At 69.5% G+C, this 25,697-nt stretch carries 22 protein-coding genes and 1 pseudogene; 11 read left to right on the forward strand and 12 right to left on the reverse strand.

What is annotated here, in order from left to right:
* Genes QM809_RS05040 through QM809_RS05060 form a run of 5 tightly spaced genes read right to left on the reverse strand, consistent with a single transcriptional unit; the run spans position 1 to position 4,110 of the window.
* Positions 1–456, reverse strand: coding sequence for a MaoC family dehydratase (locus QM809_RS05040; RefSeq protein WP_415044722.1), 456 nt, complete (start codon positions 454–456; stop codon positions 1–3).
* A 13-nt stretch (positions 457–469) separates the two neighbouring features.
* A complete protein-coding gene (locus tag QM809_RS05045; protein WP_415044723.1) occupies positions 470–1,348 on the reverse strand; it encodes a MaoC family dehydratase N-terminal domain-containing protein in 879 nt (292 codons plus the stop codon).
* Between the two features lie 2 nt (positions 1,349–1,350).
* The gene (gene fabG / locus QM809_RS05050; protein ID WP_415044724.1) at positions 1,351–2,091 is read right to left on the reverse strand and encodes a 3-oxoacyl-ACP reductase FabG; all 741 of its coding nucleotides are present in this window, start codon (positions 2,089–2,091) and stop codon (positions 1,351–1,353) included.
* Between the two features lie 49 nt (positions 2,092–2,140).
* The gene (locus QM809_RS05055) at positions 2,141–2,941 is read right to left on the reverse strand and encodes an HpcH/HpaI aldolase/citrate lyase family protein (RefSeq protein ID WP_415044725.1); all 801 of its coding nucleotides are present in this window, start codon (positions 2,939–2,941) and stop codon (positions 2,141–2,143) included.
* Positions 2,938–4,110 carry an acyl-CoA dehydrogenase family protein gene (locus tag QM809_RS05060; protein ID WP_415044726.1) on the reverse strand — a complete coding sequence of 391 codons (1,173 nt, stop codon included), beginning with the start codon at positions 4,108–4,110 and terminating at the stop codon, positions 2,938–2,940. The genes QM809_RS05055 and QM809_RS05060 overlap by 4 nt, the downstream gene beginning before the upstream one ends.
* 258 nt (positions 4,111–4,368) lie before the next feature.
* Between QM809_RS05060 and QM809_RS05065 the strand changes: the two genes are divergently transcribed.
* From QM809_RS05065 to rnhA, 10 genes are all read left to right on the forward strand, one after another.
* Entirely contained in the window at positions 4,369–5,202 is an 834-nt protein-coding gene (locus QM809_RS05065; RefSeq protein ID WP_415044727.1) for an enoyl-CoA hydratase/isomerase family protein, read from the forward strand.
* Positions 5,199–6,335, forward strand: coding sequence for a CaiB/BaiF CoA transferase family protein (locus tag QM809_RS05070; RefSeq protein ID WP_415044728.1), 1,137 nt, complete (start codon positions 5,199–5,201; stop codon positions 6,333–6,335). Before QM809_RS05065 ends, QM809_RS05070 begins: the two co-directional genes overlap by 4 nt.
* A gap of 117 nt (positions 6,336–6,452) precedes the next feature.
* Positions 6,453–7,892, forward strand: coding sequence for an aldehyde dehydrogenase (locus QM809_RS05075; RefSeq protein WP_415044729.1), 1,440 nt, complete (start codon positions 6,453–6,455; stop codon positions 7,890–7,892).
* Between the two features lie 30 nt (positions 7,893–7,922).
* The gene (locus QM809_RS05080) at positions 7,923–9,131 is read left to right on the forward strand and encodes a CoA transferase (protein ID WP_415044730.1); all 1,209 of its coding nucleotides are present in this window, start codon (positions 7,923–7,925) and stop codon (positions 9,129–9,131) included.
* An 84-nt stretch (positions 9,132–9,215) separates the two neighbouring features.
* The gene (locus QM809_RS05085) at positions 9,216–10,049 is read left to right on the forward strand and encodes a CHAP domain-containing protein (RefSeq protein WP_415044731.1); all 834 of its coding nucleotides are present in this window, start codon (positions 9,216–9,218) and stop codon (positions 10,047–10,049) included.
* Between the two features lie 280 nt (positions 10,050–10,329).
* On the forward strand, positions 10,330–11,274 hold the full coding sequence (locus tag QM809_RS05090; protein ID WP_415044732.1) for an alpha/beta hydrolase: 945 nt from the start codon (positions 10,330–10,332) through the stop codon (positions 11,272–11,274).
* Between the two features lie 166 nt (positions 11,275–11,440).
* Positions 11,441–12,508 (forward strand): TRAP transporter substrate-binding protein DctP, encoded by a 1,068-nt coding sequence (gene dctP, locus QM809_RS05095; RefSeq protein ID WP_415044733.1) that lies wholly within the window; start codon positions 11,441–11,443, stop codon positions 12,506–12,508.
* The gene (locus tag QM809_RS05100) at positions 12,501–13,298 is read left to right on the forward strand and encodes a TRAP transporter small permease (RefSeq protein WP_415044734.1); all 798 of its coding nucleotides are present in this window, start codon (positions 12,501–12,503) and stop codon (positions 13,296–13,298) included. The genes dctP and QM809_RS05100 overlap by 8 nt, the downstream gene beginning before the upstream one ends.
* On the forward strand, positions 13,295–14,578 hold the full coding sequence (locus tag QM809_RS05105) for a TRAP transporter large permease (protein ID WP_415044735.1): 1,284 nt from the start codon (positions 13,295–13,297) through the stop codon (positions 14,576–14,578). The genes QM809_RS05100 and QM809_RS05105 overlap by 4 nt, the downstream gene beginning before the upstream one ends.
* An 85-nt stretch (positions 14,579–14,663) precedes the next feature.
* Positions 14,664–15,110, forward strand: a complete 447-nt coding sequence (gene rnhA, locus QM809_RS05110) for a ribonuclease HI (protein WP_415044736.1) — start codon at positions 14,664–14,666, stop codon at positions 15,108–15,110.
* A 182-nt stretch (positions 15,111–15,292) separates the two neighbouring features.
* Here rnhA and QM809_RS05115 read toward each other — a convergent pair whose 3' ends face one another.
* From QM809_RS05115 to QM809_RS05145, 7 genes and pseudogenes are all read right to left on the reverse strand, one after another.
* Positions 15,293–15,790: a hypothetical protein gene (locus QM809_RS05115; protein ID WP_415044737.1), complete on the reverse strand. Its 498-nt coding sequence runs from the start codon at positions 15,788–15,790 to the stop codon at positions 15,293–15,295.
* 168 nt (positions 15,791–15,958) lie between these two features.
* Positions 15,959–17,875, reverse strand: a complete 1,917-nt coding sequence (locus QM809_RS05120) for an ABC transporter ATP-binding protein (RefSeq protein WP_415044738.1) — start codon at positions 17,873–17,875, stop codon at positions 15,959–15,961.
* On the reverse strand, positions 17,872–19,605 hold the full coding sequence (locus tag QM809_RS05125) for an ABC transporter ATP-binding protein (RefSeq protein ID WP_415044739.1): 1,734 nt from the start codon (positions 19,603–19,605) through the stop codon (positions 17,872–17,874). Before QM809_RS05125 ends, QM809_RS05120 begins: the two co-directional genes overlap by 4 nt.
* A 93-nt stretch (positions 19,606–19,698) precedes the next feature.
* A complete protein-coding gene (locus tag QM809_RS05130) occupies positions 19,699–20,481 on the reverse strand; it encodes a DNA polymerase beta superfamily protein (protein WP_415044740.1) in 783 nt (260 codons plus the stop codon).
* Between the two features lie 156 nt (positions 20,482–20,637).
* The gene (locus tag QM809_RS05135) at positions 20,638–21,444 is read right to left on the reverse strand and encodes a family 1 encapsulin nanocompartment shell protein (protein WP_415044741.1); all 807 of its coding nucleotides are present in this window, start codon (positions 21,442–21,444) and stop codon (positions 20,638–20,640) included.
* 49 nt (positions 21,445–21,493) lie between these two features.
* Positions 21,494–22,634, reverse strand: a pseudogene (locus QM809_RS05140) (Dyp-type peroxidase).
* A gap of 102 nt (positions 22,635–22,736) precedes the next feature.
* The gene (locus QM809_RS05145) at positions 22,737–23,711 is read right to left on the reverse strand and encodes an alpha/beta hydrolase (protein ID WP_415044742.1); all 975 of its coding nucleotides are present in this window, start codon (positions 23,709–23,711) and stop codon (positions 22,737–22,739) included.
* Positions 23,712–23,948: 237 nt separating this feature from the next.
* Here QM809_RS05145 and QM809_RS05150 point away from each other — a divergent pair, with 237 nt between their 5' ends.
* Complete coding sequence (locus QM809_RS05150) at positions 23,949–25,622, forward strand: FAD-binding dehydrogenase (RefSeq protein WP_415044743.1); 1,674 nt, start codon at positions 23,949–23,951, stop codon at positions 25,620–25,622.
* Positions 25,623–25,697 lie beyond the last annotated feature (75 nt).

Consider the following 25,697-nt stretch of genomic DNA (forward strand, 5'->3'; position numbering starts at 1 on the left):
TCAGGGGGCGACGACCACCAGGGTCTCGGCGACCAGGCACGGCTTGGCCGCACCGGTCACGGTGACCACGTACTTGATGGTCAGCACCGCGCCGGCGGCGGACTCGGCGACGTCGGTGATGGTGGCGGTGGCCGTCAGCGCGCTGTCGACGGGGACCGGAGACGGGAAGCGCACCTTGTTGGCGCCGTAGTTCACCCGGGCGCTGCCGAAGTCCAGGCTGAACAGATCCGCGCCGAACAACGGCACCAGGGACAGGGTCAGGAAGCCGTGCGCGATGGTCGTGCCGAAGGGGCCCTCCGCGGCGCGCTCGGGATCGACGTGGATCCACTGGTGGTCGCCGGTGGCATCGGCGAAGGCGTCGATCTGCGCCTGGTCGACGGTGATCGGCGCACCGGGGCCGATCTCCTCGCCGAGTGCCGCGCGGACCTCGTCGAGAGAGGCGAAGACTCGAGTCATCTGTAGCTCCTTGTCAGTTCAGGGTCAGTTCGAGCACCGTGCCGGCGCCGCCCTCGACGCCCTTCGGGCCGAAGAGTTCGACGGTCTTGCCCGACTCGGTCCGCCGGGCGCGCAGCGATGCGGTCTGACCGCAGAACAGCGGTGCGGCGTTGCGGTGCTCGAGCTCGGTGACGGTCTCCGGATCCCCGGAGAGGCGATGCGCCTCGGCGAGTGAGAGGGTCATCAACGGTCCGTGCACCACCAGGCCAGGGTATCCCTCGACACCCGTCGCGTACGGCCAGTCGTAATGAATCCGATGGGCGTTCGCGGTGGCCGCGGAGAAACGCATCAGCAGCGTCGGATCGGTGCGGAAGTCCCACGTGTCCGCACCGGCGGCGACGATCGGCGCGCCGGCCGGGACCAGCGCCGCCGCGGCCTCCGGGGCGGGCGCGGTACCGGCGGACGGCGCCGCGGCCTCCCGGTAGATGATGTTCTGCTTCTCGGTCAGCGCGGGAGCGCCGTCCGGCGTGTACAGCGTCGTCGAGGTCACGACGATCACCAGCTTGCCGCTGCGGCCGTTCTTCTCGGTGACCGACTCGACGACGGCCTCCCGGCGCACCGTGTCGCCGACCTTGATCTCGCCGGTGAACGCCACCGAGCCGCCCGCGAACATGCGGCGCGGAAGCTCGATCGGCGGCAGGAACGATCCGCGGAACGGGTGGCCGTCGACCGACAGCCGCGTCGAGGCCGACCAGCGGGGGAGCGCGACCCAATGCCACAGCGGGGGCAGCGGGTCGCCGGGGGCGGGGGCGGGCAGTCCGTCGTCGAACAGGGCGGCCAGCGCGGTGACCGGCGCCGGATCGATCAGTTCCTCGGTGACGACGGTGTGCGGTTCCCAGGCGGTGTCGGTCATCGTCACATGTACCGTCCGCCGGTCACCTCGGTGACCGTGCCGGTCATGTACGAGGAGAGGTCGGAGGCCAGGAACAGCGCCACCTTGGCGATCTCGTCGGGCTCGCCCGCGCGGCCCATCGGGATCTCGGCCATCTTCGAGTCCCACACCTTCTGCGGCATGGCCTCGGTCATCGCGGTGCGGATCAGGCCGGGCTGGATGGCGTTGATGCGCACGTTCTTGAAGGCGACCTCCTTGGCGGCGGCCTTGGTGAGGCCGACGATGCCGGCCTTGGCGGCCGAGTAGTTGGTCTGGCCCAGGTTGCCGACCTTGCCGGAGATCGACGACATGTTGATGATCGAGCCGCTGCCCTGTTCGCGCATGACCTCGGCGGCGGCCCGGGTGCCGAGCCAGGTGCCCTTCAGGTGCACGTTCATCACCTGGTCGAAGTGCTCCTCGGGCATCTTGCGCATGGTGGCGTCACGGGTGATCCCGGCGTTGTTCACCATCACGTCGAGCGAGCCGAAGGTGTCGATCGCGGTCTCGACCAGGGCGGCGACGTCGTCGGCGGAGGTGACGTCACCGGCCACGCCGACCGCGCCGTCACCGAGCTTCGCGGCGGCCTCGGCCACCGCCTCGGCGTTCATGTCGCCGAGCACCACGCGGGCGCCTTCGGCGAGGAAACGCTCGGCGATCGCGTATCCGATGCCCTGAGCGCCGCCGGTGATGACCGCGGTCTTGCCTGCGAGCAGTCCTTCTGCCATGAGTTTCTCCGTTTCCTTGCGGTGTGGGTGGTGTTCTAGCGGTGCGCGGTCATGCGTCCGCGCGCGAGAGGATGCGCTGGGCGCGTTCGACGACGGGCTTGTCGACCATCGCTCCGTCGACCTTCGCGACCCCGGTGGCGTCGACGGCGGCGACGATCTTCCGGGCCCAGGCGATCTCGTCCTCGGACGGGCGGAAGGCCGCCGCGACCGGACCGAGCTGGCGGGGGTGGATGCACAGTTTGCCGGCGAAACCGAGTCGTCGGGCGTAGCCGGTGTCGGCGCCGAGACGCTCGGCGTCGTCGATGACGGCGGTGACGCCGTCGATCGGCCCGCCGAGTCCGGCGGCGGCGGAGGCGAGGACCACTCCGCCGCGGGTGGCGGCGAGCGCCTCGGTGTCGGTCGGGTCGACGCCCAGCTGCGCGGCCAGGTCGAAGGTGCCCAGGGCGATGCGGACGACGCCGTCGGCGGCGGCGATCGCGGGGGCGGCGAGGACGCCGGCGGCGGTCTCGACCAGCGCGATCACCGCGTGATGTGCGCCGACGGCGGCCAGCGCCCGGGGGTTCTCGGCCTTGGCGACCATGATCGCCGCGCCGGTGTCGGCCAGCGCCGCGACGTCCTGCCGATGCCACTGCGTGTCCGCCGCGTTCACCCGGACCGCGCACTCGTGCTCGGCCGCCCAGCGGGCGACGTTCTCGCGCGCGCTCTCCTTGTTCTCCGGCTTCACGGCGTCCTCGAGGTCGAGGACCACGAGGTCGGCGCCGGCCGCCGCGGCCTTCTCGAACCGCTCGGGCCGGTCGCCCGGGACGAACAGCAGCGTGCTCGCGCGGGCGGCGAGGTCGGCGGCGCTCACCGGGCCTTCTTCTTCTCGGTGCGGACGAGGCCGCCGCCGATGATGAGGCGTTGGATCTCACTGGTGCCTTCGTAGAGGCGGAGGAGGCGGACGTCGCGGTAGATGCGTTCGACGGTGGTTTCGCGCATGTAGCCGCTGCCGCCGTGGATCTGGACGGCTTTGTCGGCGATGTCGCCGACCATTTCGGTGCAGTAGAGCTTGGCGACGGACGGCGCGATCCGGCGATCCTCGCCGGAGACGTACTTGGCGGCGGCGTCGCGGACGAGGGCGCGGCCGGCCATGATGCCGGTCTGCATGTCGGCCAGGTGTGCTTGGACGAGTTGGAAGTCGCCGATGGGGGTGCCGCCCTGGGTGGTGACGGTGGCGTGGGTCAGGGATTCGTCGAGGGCGCGCTGGGCGGAGCCGACCGAGAGCGCGGCGATGTGGACGCGGCCGCGGGCGAGGGAGGTCATGGCGGCTTTGTAGCCGGCGTCTTCGTCGCCGGCGACGAGGGCTGAGGCGGGGACGCGCACGTTCTCGAAGTAGACGTTCGAGGTCCAGGCGCCTTGCTGGCCCATTTTGGCGTCGTGTGGGGCGACGGTGACGCCGGGGGTGTCGGTGGGGACGAGGAAGGCGGCGATGCCGGGGCCGTTCTCGTCGGCGGGGCGGGTGCGGGCGAAGGTGACGAGCAGGTTGGAGAGGGCGGCGTTGGTGATGAAGCATTTGGCGCCGTCGATGATCCAGTCGCCGTTCTCCTGTCGGACGGCTTTGGTGCGTAGGCCTGCGGGGTTGGAGCCGGCGCCGGGTTCGGTGAGGGCGAAGGAGGCGACGACGTCGCCGGAGGCGATGCCTTCGAGCCACTGGGTTTTCTGTTGGTCGGTGCCGAAGTTGACCAGGACCTGGCCGGCGATGCCGTTGTTGGTGCCGAACATCGAGCGCAGGGCGAGGGTGGTGTAGCCGAATTCCATGGCCAGTTCGACGTCTTGGGCGAGGTTCAGGCCGAGGCCGCCCCATTCCTGGGGGATGGCGTAGCCGAACAGGCCGATGTCCTTGGCGGCTTGGCGGATGTCGTCGGGGACGGCGTCGGTGTCGGCGATCTCCTTCTCGCGGGGGACGACGCGCGTCTGGATGAATTCACGCACGGCGGCGTGGATCTGCTCGAAGTCGTCGTCGCTGACCTGCTGCGTCATCGGGGCTCCTGGATGTCGGGACGGATGTTCGGGGGAGTCGGGGAGTACTCGGTCACTGGAGACGATGGTGCCTCGCCGACGCGGTTCGGTGTGGCGTAGGCCGGAGAAAGGCATCTCGTCCGGGGGGTCCGGTCGCAGCCCCGTGGACTCGTGGGCCTGGTCACATCTTCTAGAATATAATATATTCTAATGATCGACCAGGTCGGATGTGACCTCTACGACAGCTCCGGCGCATCACGCCGGCCCAGAAAGGACACGATGAAGACGTACGACGAGTTCGCCACCCTGACGGTCGAGCGCCCCTGCGACGGTGTGCTCCAGATCGTCCTGGACGGCCCGAACCTGCACGCCGTCGGCCCGCGGATGCACCAGGATCTGGCCGACATCTGGCCGGCGATCGCCCGAGACGAGTCGGTCCGCGCGGTGCTGATCCGCGGTGCGGGCGAGCGCGCCTACTCCGCGGGCGGCAGCTTCGACCTCGTCGAGGACATGACCGGCGACTACGGCAGCCGCACCCGCGTCCTGCGGGAGGCCCGCGACCTGGTCCGGAACCTGATCGAGCTGCCGCAGCCGCTGGTCGCCGCCATCAACGGCCCGGCCGCCGGCGCGGGCCTGGTGACCGCCATGCTCGCCGACATCACCGTCGCCGGGCGCAAGACCAAGATCGTCGACGGCCACGTGCGTCTCGGCGTCGCCGCCGGCGACAACGCCGCGCTGACCTGGCCGTTCTTCGCCGGGATGCCGAAGGCCAAGTACCACCTGCTGCTCAACGAGGTGCTCACCGGCGAGGAGGCCGAGCGCATCGGCATGGTCTCGATGTGCGTCGACGACGATCAGGTCCAGGAGAAGGCGCTGGAGATCGCCCGGCGTCTCGCGGGCGGCGCCGCCTCGGCGATCCAGTGGACCAAGCACGCGATGAACAACTGGTACCGCCAGAACTGGTCCATCTTCGACGCCTCGCTGGGCTACGAGTTCTACGGCTTCGGCGGCCCCGAGGTGGCCGAGGGCGTCGCCTCGCTGAAGGAGAAGCGCGACCCGGACTTCCCGGCCCCGGTCGGCGGTAAGCTGACGCCCGCGGAGGACGCGCAGTGAGCAGACCGCTCGACGGGATCACCGTCGTCACGATGGAGCAGGCGATCTCGGCGCCGCTGGCCACCCGGCACCTCGCCGACCTCGGCGCCCGGGTGATCAAGGTGGAGCAGCCGCGCGGCGGCGACTCCACCCGCCACTACGACCGGGCGGTCCACGGCGTCACGAGCGCCCATTTCACCTGGCTGAACCACGGCAAGGAGTCGGTGGCGCTCGACGTCCGCGACGACGGCGACCTGGCCCTGCTGCGCCGGATCCTGGCCGGTGCGGACGTCTTCGTCTCCAACCTCGCCCCCGGTGCGCTGGACCGGCTGGGCCTCGGACTCGACGCTCTCCACCGGGACTTCCCCCGGCTGGTGATCGCCGACGTCTCCGGCTACGGCAAGGGCGGTCCGGTGGACCACAAGCGCGCCTACGACCTGCTGATCCAGTCCGAGGGCGGCGTGTGCACGATGACCGGTCTCCCCGGGCGACCGGCGAAGCCGGGGGTGCCGGTCGCCGACATCGGGACCGCGCTCTACGTCTACTCCACCGTGCTGGCCGCGCTCTTCGAGCGCGAACGGACCGGCGCGGGCGCGGTCGTCGAGATCGCCATGCTCGACGTCATCGCCGAGTTCATGGGCGCACCGCTGAACCAGGTGATCCACACCGGTTCGGTGCCCGAACCGGTCGGCATGGGGGCGCCCATCGTCGCCCCGTACGGCGCCTACCCCACGAAGGACGGGCAGACCGTGGTGCTCGGCACCACCAACGACCGCGAGTGGGCGCGACTGCTCGAGATGATCGAGCGCCCGGACCTGGCCGACGTCGCACATCTGGCGCGCAACGAGGACCGCTGCGTGGCGCGCGACGAGGTCGATCGGATCGTCGGGGAGTGGACGGTGCGGCACGACCTCGCCGACGTCCTCGACCGGGCGGACGCGGCCGGCATCGGCAATGCGCGGCTGAACACGGTGGCCGACCTGGCGGTGCATCCGCAGTTGACGGCACGTGACCGCTGGCATGACGTGCCGACCCCCGGAGGTCCGGCGCCCGCGCTCCGGCCGCCTGGCCTGGCTCGGCACTGGGAGATCGAGGACGGCGCCGTCCCGGCGCTCGGCGAGCACACCGGCGCGGTGCGGGCCGAGTTCGGGTAGCCCCGCGGGGCTCGTGTCGTGCCTGCCGCCGGTCCGGGGCGGATGTGGTGCGCGTCATAGAAAAATCTAATAAACTGTTAGAAGAATCACCACTTCCGGTCAGATCGAGGAGACGTCATGGCTGACGACCTGTACAACCGCAGCACCCAGTTCATCAACGGGGAGTTCGTTCCCGCGCACGCCGACGGGCGGATCGCTCTGATCGACCCGGCCACCGAAGAGGTCTTCGGGCACACCCCCGACGGCGATGCCGTCGACGTCGACGCGGCGGTCACCGCCGCCGGTGCGGCCCTGCCCGCCTGGTCGGCGCTGGCACCGCGGGAGCGGGGCGACCTCCTGCGGGCGCTGGCCGAGGCCTTCGAGAAGCGGATCGAGACCGTCTCCGCACTGGTCAGCACCGAGAACGGCACCCCGATCTCGCTGGCCAGAGCCATGCAGACGATGGTCCCGGCCAACTACCGCTACTTCGCGGGCCTGGCCGACGCCTTCGAACCGGAGGAGACCCGCACCACCATGACCGGCGACGCGGTGATCGTGCGCGAGCCGGTCGGCGTCGTCGGCGCGATCGTGCCGTGGAACGGCCCGCAGCCGCTCATCGCCTGGAAGATCGGCCCGGCCCTCGCCGCCGGCTGCACCGTGGTGATCAAACCCGCCGCCGAGACCGGACTCGACGCCTACCTGCTGGCCGAGTCGGCCGTCGAGGCCGGCTTCCCGGCCGGGGTGATCAACGTCGTCACCGGCGGCCGGGAGACCGGAGCGGAACTGGTCAAGCACCCCGGCATCGCCAAGATCGCCTTCACCGGCTCCACCGCGGCCGGCCGCGCCATCGCCGAACAGTGCGCACGCGACTTCAAACACGTCACCCTGGAACTGGGCGGCAAGTCCGCCGGCATCCTGCTCGACGACGTCGTGCTCGACGACTTCGCGCCGTTCGTCATGTCCGCGTGCACCCCGAACACCGGGCAGACCTGCCGCGCCCTGACCCGGATCCTCGCCCCGCGCTCGCGCTACGACGAGGTCACCGAGTTCCTCGCCGACACGATGAAGAACATCCCGCTCGGCGATCCGCGTGACGCCGCCAACTTCTACGGGCCGCTGGTGAACGCCGCGCAGCGCGACCGCGTCGAGAACTACCTGAAGCTCGGCAAGGAGGAGGGGGCCCGCGTGGTGACCGGCGGCGGCCGCCCCGCAGGCTTCGACAAGGGCTACTACGTGGAGCCGACGGTGTTCGCCGACGTCACCAACGACATGCGGATCGCCCGCGAGGAGATCTTCGGGCCGGTGGTCGTGGTGCTGCCGTACGACACCGTCGACGAGGCCGTCGAGATCGCCAACGACTCCGACTACGGGCTCGGCGGCGGCGTCTTCTCGCCGGACGTGGAGAAGGCCACCGCGGTGGCCCGCCGCATCGTGAGCGGCACGGTCGGCGTCAACAGCGCGTCGTTCCCGATGGACGCGCCCTTCGGCGGCGTCAAGTCCAGCGGCATGGGCCGCGAACTCGGACCCACCTCCCTCGACCCGTACCTCGAGTACAAGACCATCTTCCGCGCGGTCTGACCGCCGCATCGCTGAAAGGCAAGGACCTCCATGTCGCAGAGCAAGCCCCTGGCCGGGGTGCGCATCGTCGAGTTCGCCAGCTTCGTCGCCGGACCGTCCGCCGGTCTCGCGCTCTCGCAACTGGGCGCGGAGGTGATCCGCGTCGACCCGCTCGGCGGCAACGCCGACTACCGGCGCTGGCCGCTCTCGAACCGGACCGGGGAGAGCCTCTACTGGCACTCGCTGAACCGCGGCAAGAAGTCGGTGGCGCTGAATCTGCGGGAGGCCGCCGGCCGTGAACTGCTGCTGCGGCTGGCCACCGCGCCGGGCCCGGACGCGGGCATCGTCGTCGACAACGCCGTGGGCCGGAACTGGTTCTCCTACGACGCCCTCCGCGCGCTGCGCGACGACGTGATCTCGGTGCGCGTCGAAGGCCGGGCCGACGGCGGGCCCGCGGTCGACTACACGGTCAACGGCGGCAGCGGCGTGGCGAACATGACCGGTCCGGCGTACACCGACGCACCGGTCAACCACGTGCTCCCGGCCTGGGACTTCCTCTGCGGCCAGGAGGTGGTGAGCGGTGTGCTGGCGGCCCTGCGGCGTCGTGACCGGACCGGGGTCGGGGCCCTGATCCAGGTGGCGCTCTCGGACGTCGCGATGGCGACCGTCGCCGACCTCGGCTGGTATTCGGAGGCGGCCGAGCGCGGCGATCGCGCCCGGCACGGCAACCACCTGTACGGCAGTTTCGGCGTTGACCTGGTGACCGGCGAGGGCGATCACATCATGATCGTCACGCTGACGCCGCGGCAGTGGCAGGCCGTCGGGACCGCCACCGGGACCACGGAGGTGTTCGCGGCGCTCGCCGCGTCGCTGGGCGCCGACTTCGGCACCGACGAGGGGCGCTACGCGCACCGGGAAGTGATCGAGGCGGTGCTCAAGCCGTGGTTCGCCGCGCACACCACCGCCGAGGTCGAGGCGGCCCTCACCGCCGCCGGCGTGCTGTGGGGTCCGTACAAGTCCGCCTCGGAGGTGGCCGCGGAGTTCGCCGCGCACCCCGAGCACGAGCCGGTGCTGACCGCCGTGGAGCAGCCGGGCATCGGCGGGGTGATCTCGTCGAGCTCGCCGATGCGGATCGACGAGGAGTACTCGGGCTCGGCGCCGGCCGCGGTGCTCGGCGCCGACACCGAGCCGGTACTCGCCGAGGTGCTCGGGCTCGACGACGCCGAGCTGGGTCGACTCCGGGACACCGGGGTGATCTGACCGGGACGGTCGGGGCCGTCGAGGGAACGGTGAATGGGGAAACGGTGATCGGGTGAGTCATCCACTCGCCGAAAGGACCTCATCATGCGACTCCCGTCCCTCACCTCCCGTTCGCTCTCCGCCCGTTCCCTCGCGGTCCGCGCCGCCGCCGTCACGACGGGTGTCGCGGTCCTCCTGACCGGCGGCGCGTTCGCCGCCGGTGACGCCGCGGCCGCCACCGGCACCGTGATCTCCGGGTCCATCCCCCTCAAGATCCGGTCGGCGCCGAACACGTCGTCGTCGGTGGTCGGACAGCTGACCAACGGGAACAAGATCACCATCGAGTGCCAGACCACCGGCACCGCGGTGACCGGTCCCTACGGCACCTCCACCCTCTGGAACCGCATCCCCGGCCGCGGTTACGTCGCCGATGCGTGGGTCTACACCGGTTCGAACAGCCGCGTCGCGCCGAACTGCGGTGCCGGACAGGCGCCCGCTCCGCGATCGGCGCCGCAGTCCACGTCGGGTCGACAGCGCGGGGCGACCAGCGCCTCCAACCCGCTGCACGCCTACCGCGGCTACTGCACGTGGGGCGCCCAGGAGAAGATCCGCGCGGCGATGGGCTCGTACGCCTCGGCGCTCATCGGTAACGCGGGTCAGTGGTACGGGCAGGCGCGGGCCGCCGGATGGTCGGTGACCCTCGACGCGCAACCCCGCTCGGTGGCGGTGTTCTCGTCGAGCCTGGTCGGCGGCGTCGGACACGTGGCCTGGGTCGACCGGGTGGAGAACCGCGCCGACGGCCGGTACGTCCACCTCACCGAGATGAACTTCGGGCCCGGTGCGACCGCCGGGAACGGATACCGCACCCGGAACTTCGGGGTGTGGAGCACCCGGGTCACCAAGGACGTCCCGGGCATGAGCTACATCCTGATCCCGTGACCGAGAGGAAGGCCTCGGGGACCGGCGGAGTCCGGGTCCCCGAGGCCTTCCCGCGCCGTCTCCGCCGAGGTTCCGCGACCCGGCGGAACGCGTGCGGCGAGGTGTCGGCGGAGGAACGACGTCGAGGCGGAATCCCGGCTGACTGGGAGAGATCTCTCCCAGGATCAGACCGGGCCTCGTACCGTTTCCCCGCGCGCCGCATGATGGAGTCATCCGGTTGAAGCGAAACGCCGATCACGCCAGAAGTGGTCGCGCCGGACTCGAGAGGGACCACACCGACATGACCGCGACCGCCACGAACATCAAGAACGTCACCTTCCGCAACCCCGACATGTACTGGGACATCGCCGCGGACCTCTACCTCCCGGAGGGCTTCGACGAGTCGAAGAAGTACCCGACCGTCATCACCGCGCATCCGATCGGCTCCTGCAAGGAGCAGACCGCGGGCAACATCTACGCCTCGCGCCTGGCCGCCGAGGGCTTCGTCGCGATCGCCTTCGACGCCAGCTTCCAGGGCCGCAGCGGCGGCGAGCCCCGTCGCCTGGAGGATCCGACTCAGCGCGTGGAGGACTTCCGTCGCGTCGTCGACTACCTCGTGACCCTGCCGTACGTCGACGCCGACCGCATCGGCGCGCTGGGCGTCTGCGGCGGTGGGGGCTACGTCCTCAACGCCGGTCAGACCGAGAAGCGCATCAAGGCCGTCGTGGGCGTGACCGCCGTGAACTACGGCCGGATGATGCGCGACACCGCCGCCGCGCAGGGCGGACCGATCGCTCTGCTGAACCAGGTCGCCGCGCAGCGCACCGCCGAGGTGACCGGTGCCGACCAGCTCGTCAACGGCATGCTGCCGCCGACCGCGGAGGGCGCTCGGGAGGTCGGTGACATCGACATCATCGAGGCGTTCGACTACTACTGCACCCCGCGCGGCGAGTCGGAGAACGGCTCGGTGAACTTCGACATCGCGCACGGTTCGGCCGCGCTCGGCTGGGATGCCTTCCACCTGGCCGACGTCCTGTTCGACCAGCCGGTCCGCGTGTTCGTCGGCGACAAGAAGGGTGCCTTCGGCGCCTACGACGACGGCCACGCCTTCATCGAGAAGGCCGCCTCGACCGACAAGAAGATCACCGTGATCCCGGGTGCGTCGCACTACGACCTGTACGACCGGCCCAACGGGGCAGGCGTCGCCCTCGAGGAGATCGTGCCCTTCTTCACCGAGAAGCTCTGAACTTCCCGGTGAGCCGCTGATCCGCGGCATGACGGCCCCGGTGCCCGCCCTCGGCGGGTGCCGGGGCCGTCACGCATCCGGGTGCTTCTCCGATCCGCCTTCGAAGGATCACATTTAATATATGATCCATTGTATGTGGCAGGAAGCACATGGAGCGGAGGATGAGATGAGGGGCACTCGCCGAAGAGCGGGCCGGATACGAGCGTGGGCGGCCCTCTGCGCCCTCGCCCTGCTCGCGGTCACCGGGTGCGCGGTCGGGGAGGACCGCGGCGTCACCACCCTGGTCTTCGCCGACAACTTCTCGCCGACGCACCCGATCGGTGCGGGCGGGGTGCAGCCGTTCATCGAACACCTCCGTGAGCACGGCCCCGCCGTCGGCCTCGACGTCGACTACTTCGGGGCCGGACAGCTCGGCAAGCAGAAGGACGTGCTGACGCTCCTCGACACCGGCGCGATCGACATGGGCCTGGTGATCCCGGCCTATCTCGCCGATGCGCTGCCGCTGACCGGGGTCGGCGAACTGCCGGGTCTGGTCACCGACTCCTGCGCGGCCGGCGCCGCGATGATGCCGATGGTCTCGCCCGGCGGCCTCCTCTACGAGACCGAGCTCGCGAACTACGGCGTGCTCCCGCTGTGGCCGATCTCGATCCCCGGCTACGAGATCTTCACCGCCACCGAGAAGGTGAGCGTGCCCGCCGACGTGAAGGGGCTGATGATCCGTACGCCGGGCGGGATCGGCGACCGGATCGTGCGCGGTCTCGGCGCGGCGCCGGTGTCCATCCCGGGACCGGACCTGTACGAGGCCATCGCCCGCGCGACGGTCAGCGGCGCCATGCTCACCCGGATCAGCGTGAAGTCGTACAGCCTGGAAGAGATCATCGGGTACAGCACCCTGGGCGCGAACCTGTCGGCGACCAGCATCTACGTCTCGATCGATCACGAGAAATGGAAGACGCTGACCGCCGCGCAGCAGAAGGTGATCCGCGATGCCTCCGCGATGGCGCAGGGCTCGGTCTGCAAGGCGCTCACCGCAGCGTCGGACAAGGCCGTCGAGTTCATGCGTTCGGCGGGCATGCACCTCCACGAGATCACCGAGGCGGAGCGGCCGGCCTGGGATGCGGCCCTCACCCCGATCCGCGCGGACTGGGTCAGGGATCTGGAGTCGGCGGGTCTGCCTGCGGCGGCGGCCCTCGACGAGTTCGAGAAGAGGATCGGCGGGGCGTCCGATGAGTGATACGACTGCGAACGAGCCGACCGGCGTCGATTCGACGATCGTCCACCCGTTCGGCGGCGACGGCCGGGCGCGGCGGACCACCTGGGGCTACGAGACCCGGACCCATCCGAAGCTCGACCGGATCCAGAACGCCGTCTCGGCGTTCTGCGGGGTCCTCGCCGGGGCCGCGATCGTCGCGATCCTGCTCCTCACCCTCGCCGAGCTGATCGCCCGCAACGTGTTCTCCGCTCCCCTGGGGTGGTCCATCTCGTTCATCGAGCTGTATCTGCTGCCGATCTCCGCCTTCTTCGGCATCGTCGCCGCGTACCGCAGCGGTGCGCACGTCGCGGTGGTGAGCCTCTACCAGGCGGTGAGCCCACCGGTGCGCAAAGGCATGCTCGTCTTCGCGTACCTCATGCTGATCGTCGGGCTGGTCGCCATCGGGATCCCCGGACTGTTCGGGGTGATGACCGCCGTCGCCAACGGAGAGGGGCCGGTGCCCGGCTCGTCGGAACTGGCCGTCCCCACCGCCCTCTGGCGTTCGGTGGTGCCGATCTCGACCCTGCTGGCGCTGGTCATCGTCGTGATCGATCTGTACCGCGAACTCACGGCCCCGTGGGACGCACCGGCCACCGACTACGACCCGGGCGACGGAGCGGACGAGGAGACCCCGGTCGATCTCGGGCATCTCGCCGACGCCGATCCCGCTGCCGAGGCGGCCGGGGAGACCGGTCCGCTCGATTTCGACGAGGCACCGGGCGACGCCGTTCCGGAAGCCTCGGACCCCGATGAGAAGGAGGACCGGAGATGATCGCGATCGTCATGATCGTCGCACTGGTCGTGTTCATCCTCGTGCGAGTCCCCGTCTCGTTCGCGATCCTCGGGTCCGCGCTGGTGGGCCTGCTGCTGCTGACGACGACGGATTCGTTCGCCGGGATCATGGAGGTGATCCCGGTCGGATCGGTTCAGACGCTGGCCATGTCGGCGATCCCGCTCTTCATCCTGATGGCGCACTTCATGCTGCAGTCCGGGATGATGGACTCGCTGTTCGATGCGGGCCGGACGATCTTCGGCCGCACCCCGGGCGGCACCGGCGTGGCCTCGACCGTGGCCGGCGTGGGTTTCGCCGCGGTCTCGGGGTCGTCGACGGCGGCTGCGGCCACCCTGGCCAGCACCACCAGTCGCAAGATGATCGCCGAGGGCTACCGGCCGACGACCGCCACCGGCATGGTGGCCTCGGTCGGGACGCTGGCGGGCATGATCCCGCCGTCGATCATCCTGGTGTTCTACGCGGTCACCGCGGAGGCGCCCGTCGGCGACATGGTGATCGCCGGCCTGGTGCCGGGGCTGATCATCGCCGTCGCACTGCTGATCACCATGTACATCCCGATTCTGCGGAACCCGCAGACCGTGCCGCGCGGCGAGAAGTCGTCGTGGGCGGTGAAGGCGCGGGAATCGCTCAAGGCCGTGCCCATCCTGATCGTCTTCGGCGCGGTGGTCGGGGCGATCTACTTCGGCTGGGCCACTCCGACCGAATCGGCCGCTCTCGGCTGCGTCGCCGCGTTCCTGCTGGTCGTCGCGCGTCAACGGATGACCTGGCACGGATTGCAGCACTCGCTGGCGGAGACGGTGAAGACCACCGCGATGATCTTCGCGATCGTGATCGCCGCCCACGTCTTCGGCTACGCGTTCACGATGACCAAGGTCGCCGACAGCCTGGTCTCCTGGGTCGACGGCCTGGCGGTGCCCGGCCTCGTCATCATGCTGCTGCTGTTGGTGATCTACCTGGTCCTCGGCGCGTTCATGGATCAGGTCGCCATCATCGCGTTGACGGTGCCGATCGTGCTTCCGATCGTGGAATCGCTGGGCTACGACTCGGTCTGGTTCGGGGTGTTCGTGGTGCTGATCGGTGAGATCGGCCTGATCACGCCGCCGCTCGGCCTGAACGTGTTCGTGGTCGCGAAGGCCGCCGGGCGCGACACCATGGAGGTGTTCCGCGGTTGCGTCCCCTACGTGATCGCCATGGTCCTGGTCGGGATCGGCTTCATCCTCTGGCCCGAGGTGGTCAACTGGCTGCCCGACTCACGGTGATCGGGTCGTAACCCCGCCCTCGACTCCGGGAACGACGGCGGAGCCCGTGTCGTCGTTCCCGGGTGACTCGGTAGCGTGGACCTCCATGAGCGATACGACGGTCGAGATCTCCACGGACGGGGCGTGCCTGGGCAATCCCGGGCCCGGCGGATGGGGAGCGGTGTTGCGCTACAAGGGGGTCGAGAAGGAACTGTCCGGTTCCGAACCGGACACCACCAACAACCGCATGGAGCTGCAGGCCGCCATCGAAGGCCTGGCCGCCCTGACCCGACCGTCGACGGTGATCCTCTACACTGACTCGGTGTACGTCCGCGACGGCATCACCAAGTGGGTCAACGGCTGGCAGCGCAACGGCTGGAAGACCGCCGCCAAGAAACCGGTGAAGAACGTCGAACTGTGGCAACGGCTGCTCGAAGAGGCGAAACGCCACGAGGTGGAGTGGCGGTGGGTCAAGGGCCACGCCGGCGACCACTACAACGAGATCGCCGACACCCTCGCCACCTCCGCCGCGAAGGCCCTCCGCGACGGATAGACGAGTGATCCCCGATGATCGGTGGTCGGCTGCGGAACAGTGCCTGCTCTCGCCGTCGGTGACATCGGGTTCATGTCGGCCATTGCGAAATAGCGGCTTACGAGGGAAATATGCCCTCGTAAGCCGCTATTTCGCAATGGCCGACCACCGATCTCTCCGAGAGGTCTTCGACCGGGTCGTGATCAGTTACAGGTTCTGATCGCGCCGTAACGGTCCCGCTCGCACCAGTCGGTGGTGTACCTACCGGCCATCTGGAGGTAGGTGACCCCTTGCGATCTGGCGAGCCGGGCCGTGACGACCTGGCCGGTCCTCAGACCCGCCCCTTGTCCGACGAGCCTCGTCCGCTTGCCGTAGGTGATCCGGATACCGGTCTTGGTGGTCCTCCACGACAGATTGCGGGTTTCACTGTTGGCGGCACCGTTGAAGACCACGATGTTGCCTCTCCCGTTCTTGCGGAGAGTCAAACCGGCCGAGTTCTTGGTCCATTTGCCGACATAGCGCGAGGCCGGTACCGCGACCGGGACCTTGCCCGCCTCGATGCCCTGCTGGACGACGGCGCCCGGGTTCGCCTCGGCGATGCCTGCGCCGACTCCCGTGGTCAGCAGGCCGGCCGCGCACACGGTGATGCCGACTCCGGCGAGGGACCGGCGGAGCCGGTGGAACGGATTCTGTGTGGTCATGCGTATAGACGCTACGGGCCGATCGGGGAGGGGGAAGTCGTCTGAATGGGTGAATCCCCGGTGGGGAGGCAGTCGTGACGGGTGGCGCGGGGCCCTTCGACGCGGCTCGTCGCTGCGCTCCTCCCCGGCTCAGGGAGCTGGTCGGCGTCGAAGCCGATCCGGACCCGACTATTCCACCGGGGCCGCGAACTGGGCGTTGTACAGCCGGAAGTAGGCGCCCTCGGCGGCGAGGAGCTCGTCGTGCGTGCCCTGCTCGACGATCCGGCCCTCCTCCATCACGACGATGAGGTCCGCGTTCCGGATGGTCGAGAGCCGGTGGGCGATCACGAAACTCGTCCGGTCGCTCGCCAGCCGCGCCATCGCCTGGCTGATCAGCAGCTCGGTGCGGGTGTCCACCGAGCTGGTGGCCTCGTCGAGGATCAGGATCGTCGGTTCGGCGAGGAACGCCCGGGCGATGGTGATCAGCTGGCGTTCCCCGGCGCTCACGCCGCCGCCCTCGTCGTCGAGCACGGTGTCGTAGCCGTCGGGCAGCGCCCGGACGAAGTGGTCCACGTGGCTCGCGACGGCGGCCTCGATCACCTGTTCACGGGTGGCGGTGGGGTCGCCGTAGGCGATGTTCTCGTAGATCGTGCCGCCGAACAGCCACGAGTCCTGCAGCACCATGCCGGTGCGTTCGCGCAGGTCGTCGCGGGTCATCGTCGTCGAATCGGTGCCGTCCACCAGGATCGCGCCGGAGTCGACGTCGTAGAACCGCATGATCAGGTTCACCAGCGTCGTCTTGCCCGCGCCGGTGGGGCCGACGATCGCGATCATGTGGCCCGGTTCGGCCTCCAGCGAGAGGTTCTCGATCAGCGGGCGGTCCGGCACGTAACGGAAGCCGACGTCGTCGAACACGATGCGGCCGGAGTCGACGGCGGGGCTCTGCGGGTCGGCGGGGTCCGGGGACTCCTCGGCCTCGTCGAGCACGTCGAAGATCCGCTCGGCCGAGGCCACGCCGCTCTGCAGCAGGTTGAACATCGACCCGATCTGGGTGAGCGGCTGCGTGAACTGGCGCGAGTACTGGATGAACGCCTGCACCTCGCCGAGGCTGAGCTGGCCGTTCGCCACGCGCAGACCGCCGACGACGGCGACGGCGACGTAGTTCAGGTTCCCCAGGAACATGATCGTCGGCATGATGATCCCCGAGATGAACTGCGCCTTCCAGCTGGAGGCGTACAGGTGCTCGTTCTCGGCGTCGAACGTCGCCTCCACCTCGGGCTGCCTGCCGAACGCCTTCACCAGTTCGTGCCCGGTGAAGGTCTCCTCGACGATGGCGTTGACCGCACCCGTCGACGACCACTGGCCGATGAAGTGCGGTTTGGAGCGTTTCGCGATCATCGCCGTCGCGATCGCCGCCAGCGGTACCGTCGCGAACGCGATCACCGAGAGCAGCGGCGAGATCGACAGCATCATGATCAGGATGCCGAGCACCGTCAGCACCGAGTTCAACAGCTGGCTGATGGTCTGCTGGAGACTCTGAGACAGATTGTCGAGGTCGTTGGTGACGCGGCTGAGGAGGTCGCCGCGCGAGGACCGGTCGTAGTAGGCCAGGGGGAGCCGGTGGATCTTGACCTCCACCTCGGCGCGCAGCGACGTGATGACGGCGACGACGACCTGGTTCAGCAGATACGCCGACAGCCAGCCGAGCAGCGCCGACACGACGTACAGGGCCAGCACCGTGAGCAGCACGTCTCCGACGGCCCCGAAATCGATGCCGCGGCCGGGGACCACGTCCATCGCCGCGACCATGTCGGCGAACGTGCCCTGGCCGTGGCCGCGCAGCATCTCCACGGCCTGGTCCTTGGAGAGACCGGCGGGCAGTTTCGCGCCGATCACGCCTTCGAAGATCAGGTCCGTGGCGTGCCCGAGCACCCGCGGGGCGACGGCGGTGAGCGCCACCGAGCCGACGATCGCCACCAGGATGACGCCCATGCGGGCCCGATAGGCGCCGAGCAGTCGGACCAGCCGCTTCAACGACGGTCCGAAGGACTCGGCCTTCTGGAGTGCGGGAGCCGCGCCCGGCACGCCCCCTCCCGGACGACTCATGCGATGCCTCCGATCGCGAGCTGAGATTCGGCGATCTCGGCGTAGGTGGGACACGTCTCCATGAGTTCGTCGTGCGTGCCGAGCCCGACGATCCGGCCGTGGTCGAGGACGACGATCTGGTCCGCGGAGGTGATCGTCGAGATCCGTTGGGCCACGAGGATCACCGCGGATGTGCGGGTCGCCGGGGCGAGCGCGGCGCGCAGCCGCGCGTCGGTCGCCAGGTCGAGTGCGGAGAACGAGTCGTCGAACAGGTAGATCGACGGTCTGCGGATCAGGGCCCGGGCGATCGCGAGACGCTGCCGCTGGCCGCCGGAGACCGTCGTGCCGCCCTGCGAGACGTGCGTGTCGAGGCCGTCGGGCATGGCCCGGACGAAGTCCTCGGCCTGGGCGATCCGGAGCGCCTCCCACAGTTCGTCCTCGGTGGCCTCGGGCCGACCGTGACGCAGGTTGTCCGCGACGGTCCCGGAGAACAGGAAACCCTTCTGCGGGACCAGCCCGATGTGTCTCCGGAGTTCGTCGGGATCGGCCTCCCGGACGTCGACGCCGCCGACCCGCAGGGCGCCGCCGGTCACGTCGAGCAGCCGCGGGACCAGATCGAGCAGGGTGGTCTTGCCCGCGCCGGTGGAACCGACGATCGCCGTCGTCGTGCCGGGGGCGGTGGTGAATCCGATGCCGGACAGGACCGGCCGGTCGGCGCCCGGGTAGCCGAACTCGACGTCGTCGAACTCGACGATCGCCGGATCACCGGTGATCGGGGTCGGCACGGCGGGCGGATGCACGGAGGTCTCGGTGTCGAGGACCTCGTAGATCCGTTCGGCGCAGACGCCGGCGCGCGGCGCCATCATCGTCAGGAACGACGCCATCATCACCGCCATCATGATCTGCATGACGTAGCTGATCATCGCGGTGAGCACCCCGATCTCGATGCCGCCGTCGGCGATCTGGTGACCGCCGAACCAGAGCACCGCGATCAGGGTGAGGTTGGTGATCAGCATGACCGCCGGGAACATCAGCGCCATCATCCGGCCGACGCGGAGCGAGGCGTCCGCGAGCCGGTCGTTGGCGACCGCGAACCGGTCGATCTCCTGGCGCTCCCGGACGAAGGCGCGGACCACGCGGATACCGGTGATCTGCTCGCGGAGCACCCGGTTCACCGCGTCGATGCGTTCCTGCATGGCGCGGAAACCGGGGATCATCCGGGCGATGATCAGGCCCATCGTCAGACCGAGGACGGGGATCGCGACCGCGAGGATCCAGGAGATCGGGAAGGCGACCCGCAGTCCCATCACGATGCCGCCGATCCCCATGATCGGCGCCATCACCAGGATCGACATCGACATCACCGCGAGTTGCTGGACCTGCTGGACGTCGTTGGTGGTGCGGGTGATCAACGACGGCGCGCCGAACGTCCCGACCTCGCGGGCCGAGAAACCGTTGATGCGGTGCAGGAGGTCGTGCCGGATGTCGCGGCCGGCGCCGAGCGCCGCCCGGGCGCCGAAGTACATAGCGACCACCGAGCACACCACCTGCGCCGCCGAGATCGCGAGCATCCAGCCGCCCGTGGTGAGGATGTAGCCGGTGTCGCCCTTGGCGACGCCGTCGTCGATGATGTCGGCGTTCAAGGTGGGCAGGTAGAGCATGGCGGCGGTGGCCACGAGCTGCAGCAGGACCACAGCGGTGATCGCCCATCGGTAACGGAGGAGGTACGCGCGCAGGAGGCGGATCAGCACCTCTTCGAGGCTACGCGCGGCCCGGACCCGTGGCGACCGTAATAAAGCGCCCGATCACCGCAGAACGTCGCCCGGGGACCGGCCGGTCCGCGGCTACGCCCAGCCCCAGTGACGACGCTGGGCGCTCACCGCCCAGACCGTGATCGCGTCGAGGTCGACCCGTGCGGGGAGCGGGGTGCGGCCGTCGTCGAGCAGGGCGCGGACCCGGGATTCGAGCCGGACGATCTCGGCGGAGACCTCCTCGCGGGGCACCTCGCCGCGCTTCACCGCGAGCACGCGTTCGCGTTCGGCGTCGGGCAGCGGCAGGGTGAGCCTGCCGTGCTCGGCGATCTCCAGCCCCTGGTACGCCAGCCGCAGCGCGTGACTGCCGTACTTCACGTCCCAGCCGTACCGCGCGATCAGCTCGGGACGGTTCGGCACGTTCCGTTTCGACTGGCCGAGCATGCGCTCGTGTTGCGAATGCATGTAACCGAGGAAGCGTTCCACCGCGGCCTGTGACAGGAACCGCGTGCGCATGGCGCGCAGCTCGTCGCCGAGCTCGGAGGTCGTGACCAGGGACTCCGGCGGCGCGAACAGCGGGAGCATCACCGTCGGATTGCCCTTGATCGCCAGCCGCAGGTACTTGCGCAGCGAGTACAGCACCAGGTCGGTGTCGCCGTGGCCGCTGCGGACGCCCTCCGGCTGAGTACGCCAGATGTAGTCGTCGCGGTGCGCGGACACCCCGAGACGGTATTCGGGCGGTTCGACGTAGACGCCCATCTCGTCGTGGTCGTCGGTGCCGGCGATCGCGATCCCGTGCACCCCGCTGCCGACCACGGAGCGCAGGATCTCGTTCGGGAGGGCGACGCTCGGGTCGCCGTATTCGACGTTGGACATCGGGGTTCCTCTCTGCGGAGAAGGGGCGGTCTCGGGACGAGGCGACCAGCGTAACGAGACCCGGACCGCGGAGTCGACGGGTTTTCCGGGAGCGGAGACGGACGAACGCCGCCGCCCCGGACGAGGACGACGGCGTTCGCGGCGCGGCGGCGCGGGTCAGTTCTTCTCGCGGAGCGGAACCGCGGCCTCGTCGGTGTAGTTGAGGTAGGTGAACGACTCGGTGAAGTAGAGGTTCACCACGTCGCCGTCGTGCGAGTCGTAGCCGATCGACACGTCCTGGCCGATCGCCAGCTCGAAGTCGCCGCCGCGGGTGCTCAGCAGCACGGCGCCGGTGATCGCCGGGGCCCAGATGATCTCGCCGTCGGTCAGGATCCGCTTGAGGTGCTGCTGCACCGGGTAGCCGTCGTTCACGGTCTCGTTCACCGCGGCGTACAGGTCGGCGCTCAGCGCCAGCGAGTACGGGCCGTCCACCGAGTTCAGGCGCAGCCGGTTGATGGCGTTGCTGATGGCCTCCGGATAGTCGACGACGGCGTCCGGCAGGTCGATCGCCTCGGCGGACGCGGCCTCGGTCATGCCGGTGATCCCGGCGGCGGCGTACCCCTCGAAGATGGCCTTGTCCTCGGCGCGGGCCAGTTCGCTCGCGGCCCGGACCACCGGGTCCCAGTCGGAGTCGGAGGCGCCGCGGTCGACGTCGTCGACGGCCTCGCGGGACACCGTGAACGGTACCTTCAGCTCCACCAGCGGCTGAGCGTGACGGATGAAGGCGTGGATGCCGTCGGCGGGCGAGTCGATCTTGGAACGACGGCCGATGGTGACCGAATCGGTGTCGAGCCCGAGCGGGCCCTTCACGTCGACCAGTCGGCGACCCGCGCTGTTGCGCTTGAAGGAACGGCTGGCCTCGGCCTCGATCTCGGCCCAGGCGGCGTCGGAGATCGGGGCGAGTTCGCGGTGCAGATTGTTCATGCTGGGAGCTCCTTGAAGGGGTCGATGGCGGATCTGGGGGACGGGGAGGTCAGGACTTGAGGCTGCCGATGCCGAGGGAGCCGTCGGCGGGGGCTTCGACACGGGCTCCTTCGTCGCCCGGCTCAGCCGGCGGTGGGAAGGCGCCGTCGTGACCCGGGGTGCTCGGCGGTGGGGAGGTTCCTTCGTCACCGGAAGTGGTCGGCGGGCGGGAGGTTCCGTCGTCGCCGGGGGCGGACGGGGAGGCGCCGTCGCCTGCGGCCGCGGCCGGGGCGGGCGGCAGTTCGTCGAGGAACTCGGTCGAGGGGGCGAAGAACTGGGCGCCGGTGACCGCGGTGGTGAAGTCGAGCAGCCGGTCGTGGTTGCCGGGCGGATCGCCGAGGAACATGTTCGACGAGCATCCGCTCGGTGATCGCGGGAGACCTGGAGTAGGCGATGAAGAACGTGCCCTTCTCGCCGCCGACGTCACCGTAGGGCATGTTGTCGCGGACGATCTTGAGCTCGTTGCCCTCGTCGTCCTCGATCACGTTGAGCGCGATGTGGGCGTCGGCGGGCTTCACCTCGTCGTCCATCTCGACGTTCTCCAGCTTGGTGCGACCGATCGCGGCCTCCTGCTTGGACACCGGCAGCGAGGTCCACGACTCGAAGTCGGTCACGTACCGCTGGATCGTGACGTAGCTGCCGCCGGCGAAGTCCGGGTCGTCGTCGCCGACGGTGATGGTGTCGATCGCCTCCTGGCCGACGGGGTTCTCGGTGCCGTCCACGAAACCGATCAGGTCGCGCAGATCGAAGTAGCGGAAACCGTGGATCTCCTCGACGGTGCTGACCGCGTCGCCGAGCCGGGCGGTGAGCAGCCGCCCGGCCTCGTAGCAGAGGCCCATCACGTCGGACTTGATGTGGACGAGCAGATCGGCCGGGGTCGACGGCGCCGTGTGCACCGGCCCCGTCAACGCCGCGAACGGGTGGAGTTCGGCCGGGCGCGGCCCGGTGAAGAGCCGATCCCAGGCGTCCGAGCCGACGGCCGCGATCGCGGTGAGGGCGGCGTCGGGGTCGCGGGACGACACCGAGCGGACCAGCCCTTCGAGGTCGCCGAGGACGTCGCGGACCGCGTCCTCGCCGCCGGGTTCGATGAGCAGAGTCAGGAAGATGGCTGAACGCGTCTTTCGCGTGAGAATGACCTGTCCGGTAGACACATCACGATCCTAGTCTTGACTGAACCCAGAAAACGGCCGAGCCGGGCAATCACATTCGGATTGCCCGGCTCGGCCGGTGTCGAAGGTCCTACGCGGTGCGGATCAGCGCAGGACGCCCTTGAACGTGGTGTTCCACGACTGGCGGAAGGTCTCGTTCCAGTAGGTCCACCAGTGGTCGCCGTCCGGGGTGACCTTGGTGGTCAGACGGACGCCCGGCACGGCGGCGACGCGGGCGATGTACAGCTGGCTGCTGACCGAGGCGGCCACCTCCAGCGGCACCATCTGCGCGAACCGGACGGCGTTGAAGCCCGGTGCGCCCGGCATCAGCGAGCTGTCGTACTTGCTGCCCAGACCGGAGCCCGAGGAGATGTAGACGCGCTTGCCCGCGAGGTTGCCCGCGGTGAGGAACGGGTCGTTGGCGGCCCACTGGCCACCCGGCCAGGTGCCCCACATGTTGGTGGCGTTGCCGCCCATCTCGGCGACCGAGAACTGGATGCCCTGGTTGAAGCCCGGCATGGTGACGGTCGGGTAACCCGAGTACGAGGCGACGGCCCGGTAGAAGTTCGGGTGGCGCGAGGCGAGGTTCAGCGCCGAGGTGCCCGACATCGACAGACCGGCGACGCCGTTCTTGGTCGCGCTGGCGCCGTACTTGCCGCGCATGTGGCGGGGCAGTTCCTTGGTCAGGAAGGTCTCCCACTTCACCCGGCCCAGGCGCGGATCACGACGCTCCCAGTCGGTGTAGAAGGTGCCGCCGCCGGCGTAGGGGATGGCGACGTTGACGCCCTTGCCGCGCATGAACGAGGCGACGCGGGTCTCGATCAGCCAACCGCTGTTGTTGTTGGGGCCGCGGAGACCGTCGAGCAGGTACAGGGTGCCGGCGCCCCGGCGGCCCGCACCGACGACGCAGACCGGGATGCGCTTGCCCATGGAGGCGGAGTAGACCCGGTCGACGTGGGTGGGGCAACTGCCGTCGCGGGGGATCGCGCCGGCTTCCGGTGCCATGGCGGTGGCGCCACCGAGGACGGTGGCGGTGGCCAGCGTGATGGCCAGCAGGCGCTTACGTGCGCTTGAGAACATGCAACTTCCTTAGCGATCGAGACCGGACCCGGCCTTGGTCGTGCTTACAAACCCCGACGGCTCGACGCGTCGTGGTGGACGCGCGTTCCACAGGGTACTAGGACCCCGGAGTCTCCTTCGACCTAGAGGGTAACGGACCGATAACGACCGAGCAAAAGGTCGGCGTAGAGAAACCTTTGATTAGGCTGTGTGATGGGCCACAGCGGCCTGTGGGACCGTGGGAGAGGGACCGAGACGTTGCGCGAAGGACAGCAGGCGGATGCCGTGGTGGTGGGCTCGGGCCTGGCCGGATTGGTGGCCGTGTACGAGCTCACGCAGGCCGGCAGACGAGTGATCGTGGTGGACCAGGAGAACCGGAGGAATCTGGGCGGGCAGGCGTTCTGGTCGCTCGGCGGCATCTTCCTGGTGGACAGTCCCGAACAGCGGCGGCTGGGAATCAAGGACTCGCCGGAGCTCGCGCTGCAGGACTGGCTCGGCTCGGCCGGTTTCGACCGCGACGACGAGGACTACTGGCCCCGGCAGTGGGCGCGCGCCTACGTCGACTTCGCCGCCACCGAGAAGCGCGACTACCTGCACGGTCTCGGCCTCAGATTCACCCCGGTGGTCGGCTGGGCCGAACGCGGCGGCGGCTCCGCCGACGGCCACGGCAACTCCGTCCCGCGTTTCCACCTCTCCTGGGGCACCGGCCCCGAGGTGGTCCGGATCTTCGCCGAACCCGTCCTGGCAGCCGAACGCGAGGGGCTGGTCGAGTTCCGGTTCCGGCATCGGGTCGACGGACTGATCGTCGACGACGACGGTGCCGCCGTCGGGGTGCGCGGTGCGGTCCTCGAACCCAGCGACGCCGAGCGCGGCGTCAAGAGCTCCCGGACCGAGGTCGACGAGTTCGAGATCCGGGCTGGAGCCGTGATCGTGACCACCGGTGGGATCGGTCACAACCACCGGATGGTGCGGGAGAACTGGCCCGTGGAGCGGCTCGGACCGGTGCCCGAGCACATGATCGCGGGCGTGCCCGACTACGTCGACGGCCGCATGCTCGGCATCGCCGAGGAGGCGGGCGCCAACCTGGTGAACCGCGACCGGATGTGGCACTACACCGAAGGCATCCACAACTGGGATCCGGTCTGGTCCGACCACGCGATCCGGATCATCCCGGGGCCGTCGTCGATGTGGCTCGACGCGAACGGCCGTCGACTGGATCCGCCGAACTTCCCCGGCTTCGACACCAACGCGACGATGAAGGCGATCCTGTCCACCGGGTACGACTACTCCTGGTTCGTCCTGACCGGCGACATCATCGAGAAGGAGTTCGCGCTCTCGGGCTCGGAGCAGAACCCGGATCTGACCGACAAGTCGTACAAGACCGTCGTGAAGACGCGGCTGGCGAAGGGGGCGCCGGGCCCGGTCAAGGCGTTCATGGACCACGGGGTCGACTTCGTGGTGCGCGACAACCTGCCCGAACTGGTCGCCGGGATGAACGAGATCGGCCGCGGCGGACACATCGATCTCGCCGAACTGGAACGCACGATCTCGGCCCGCGACAGCCAGGTGGAGAACGCCTTCGGCAAGGACGCGCAGGTGATGGCGATCCACAATGCGCGCAACTACCTGGGCGACAAGGTGGTCCGGGTGGCGAAACCGCATCGGATCCTCGATCCCGAGCACGGTCCGCTGATCGCGGTGCGGCTGAACGTCCTCACCCGCAAGACCCTGGGCGGTCTGGAGACCGACCTCGATGCCCGGGTGATGCGGCCCGACGGGAACGTGTTCGACGGTCTGTACGCGGCCGGTGAGGTGGCGGGCTTCGGCGGTGGCGGGATGCACGGCTACAACGCGCTGGAGGGCACCTTCCTCGGCGGCTGCATCTTCTCCGGTCGTGCCGCGGGCCGGGCGGTGGCGCAGCAGAAGAGCTGACCCGCGGCGGCGCCCGGCGACGAGAGAGGCCTGTGGAGGCGGGAGTACGAGGCGACGAGAACGGGCGCCGAACCG

The organism is Gordonia sp. (in: high G+C Gram-positive bacteria) (assembly GCF_047600385.1).
In the GTDB taxonomy this organism is placed as follows: domain Bacteria; phylum Actinomycetota; class Actinomycetes; order Mycobacteriales; family Mycobacteriaceae; genus Gordonia.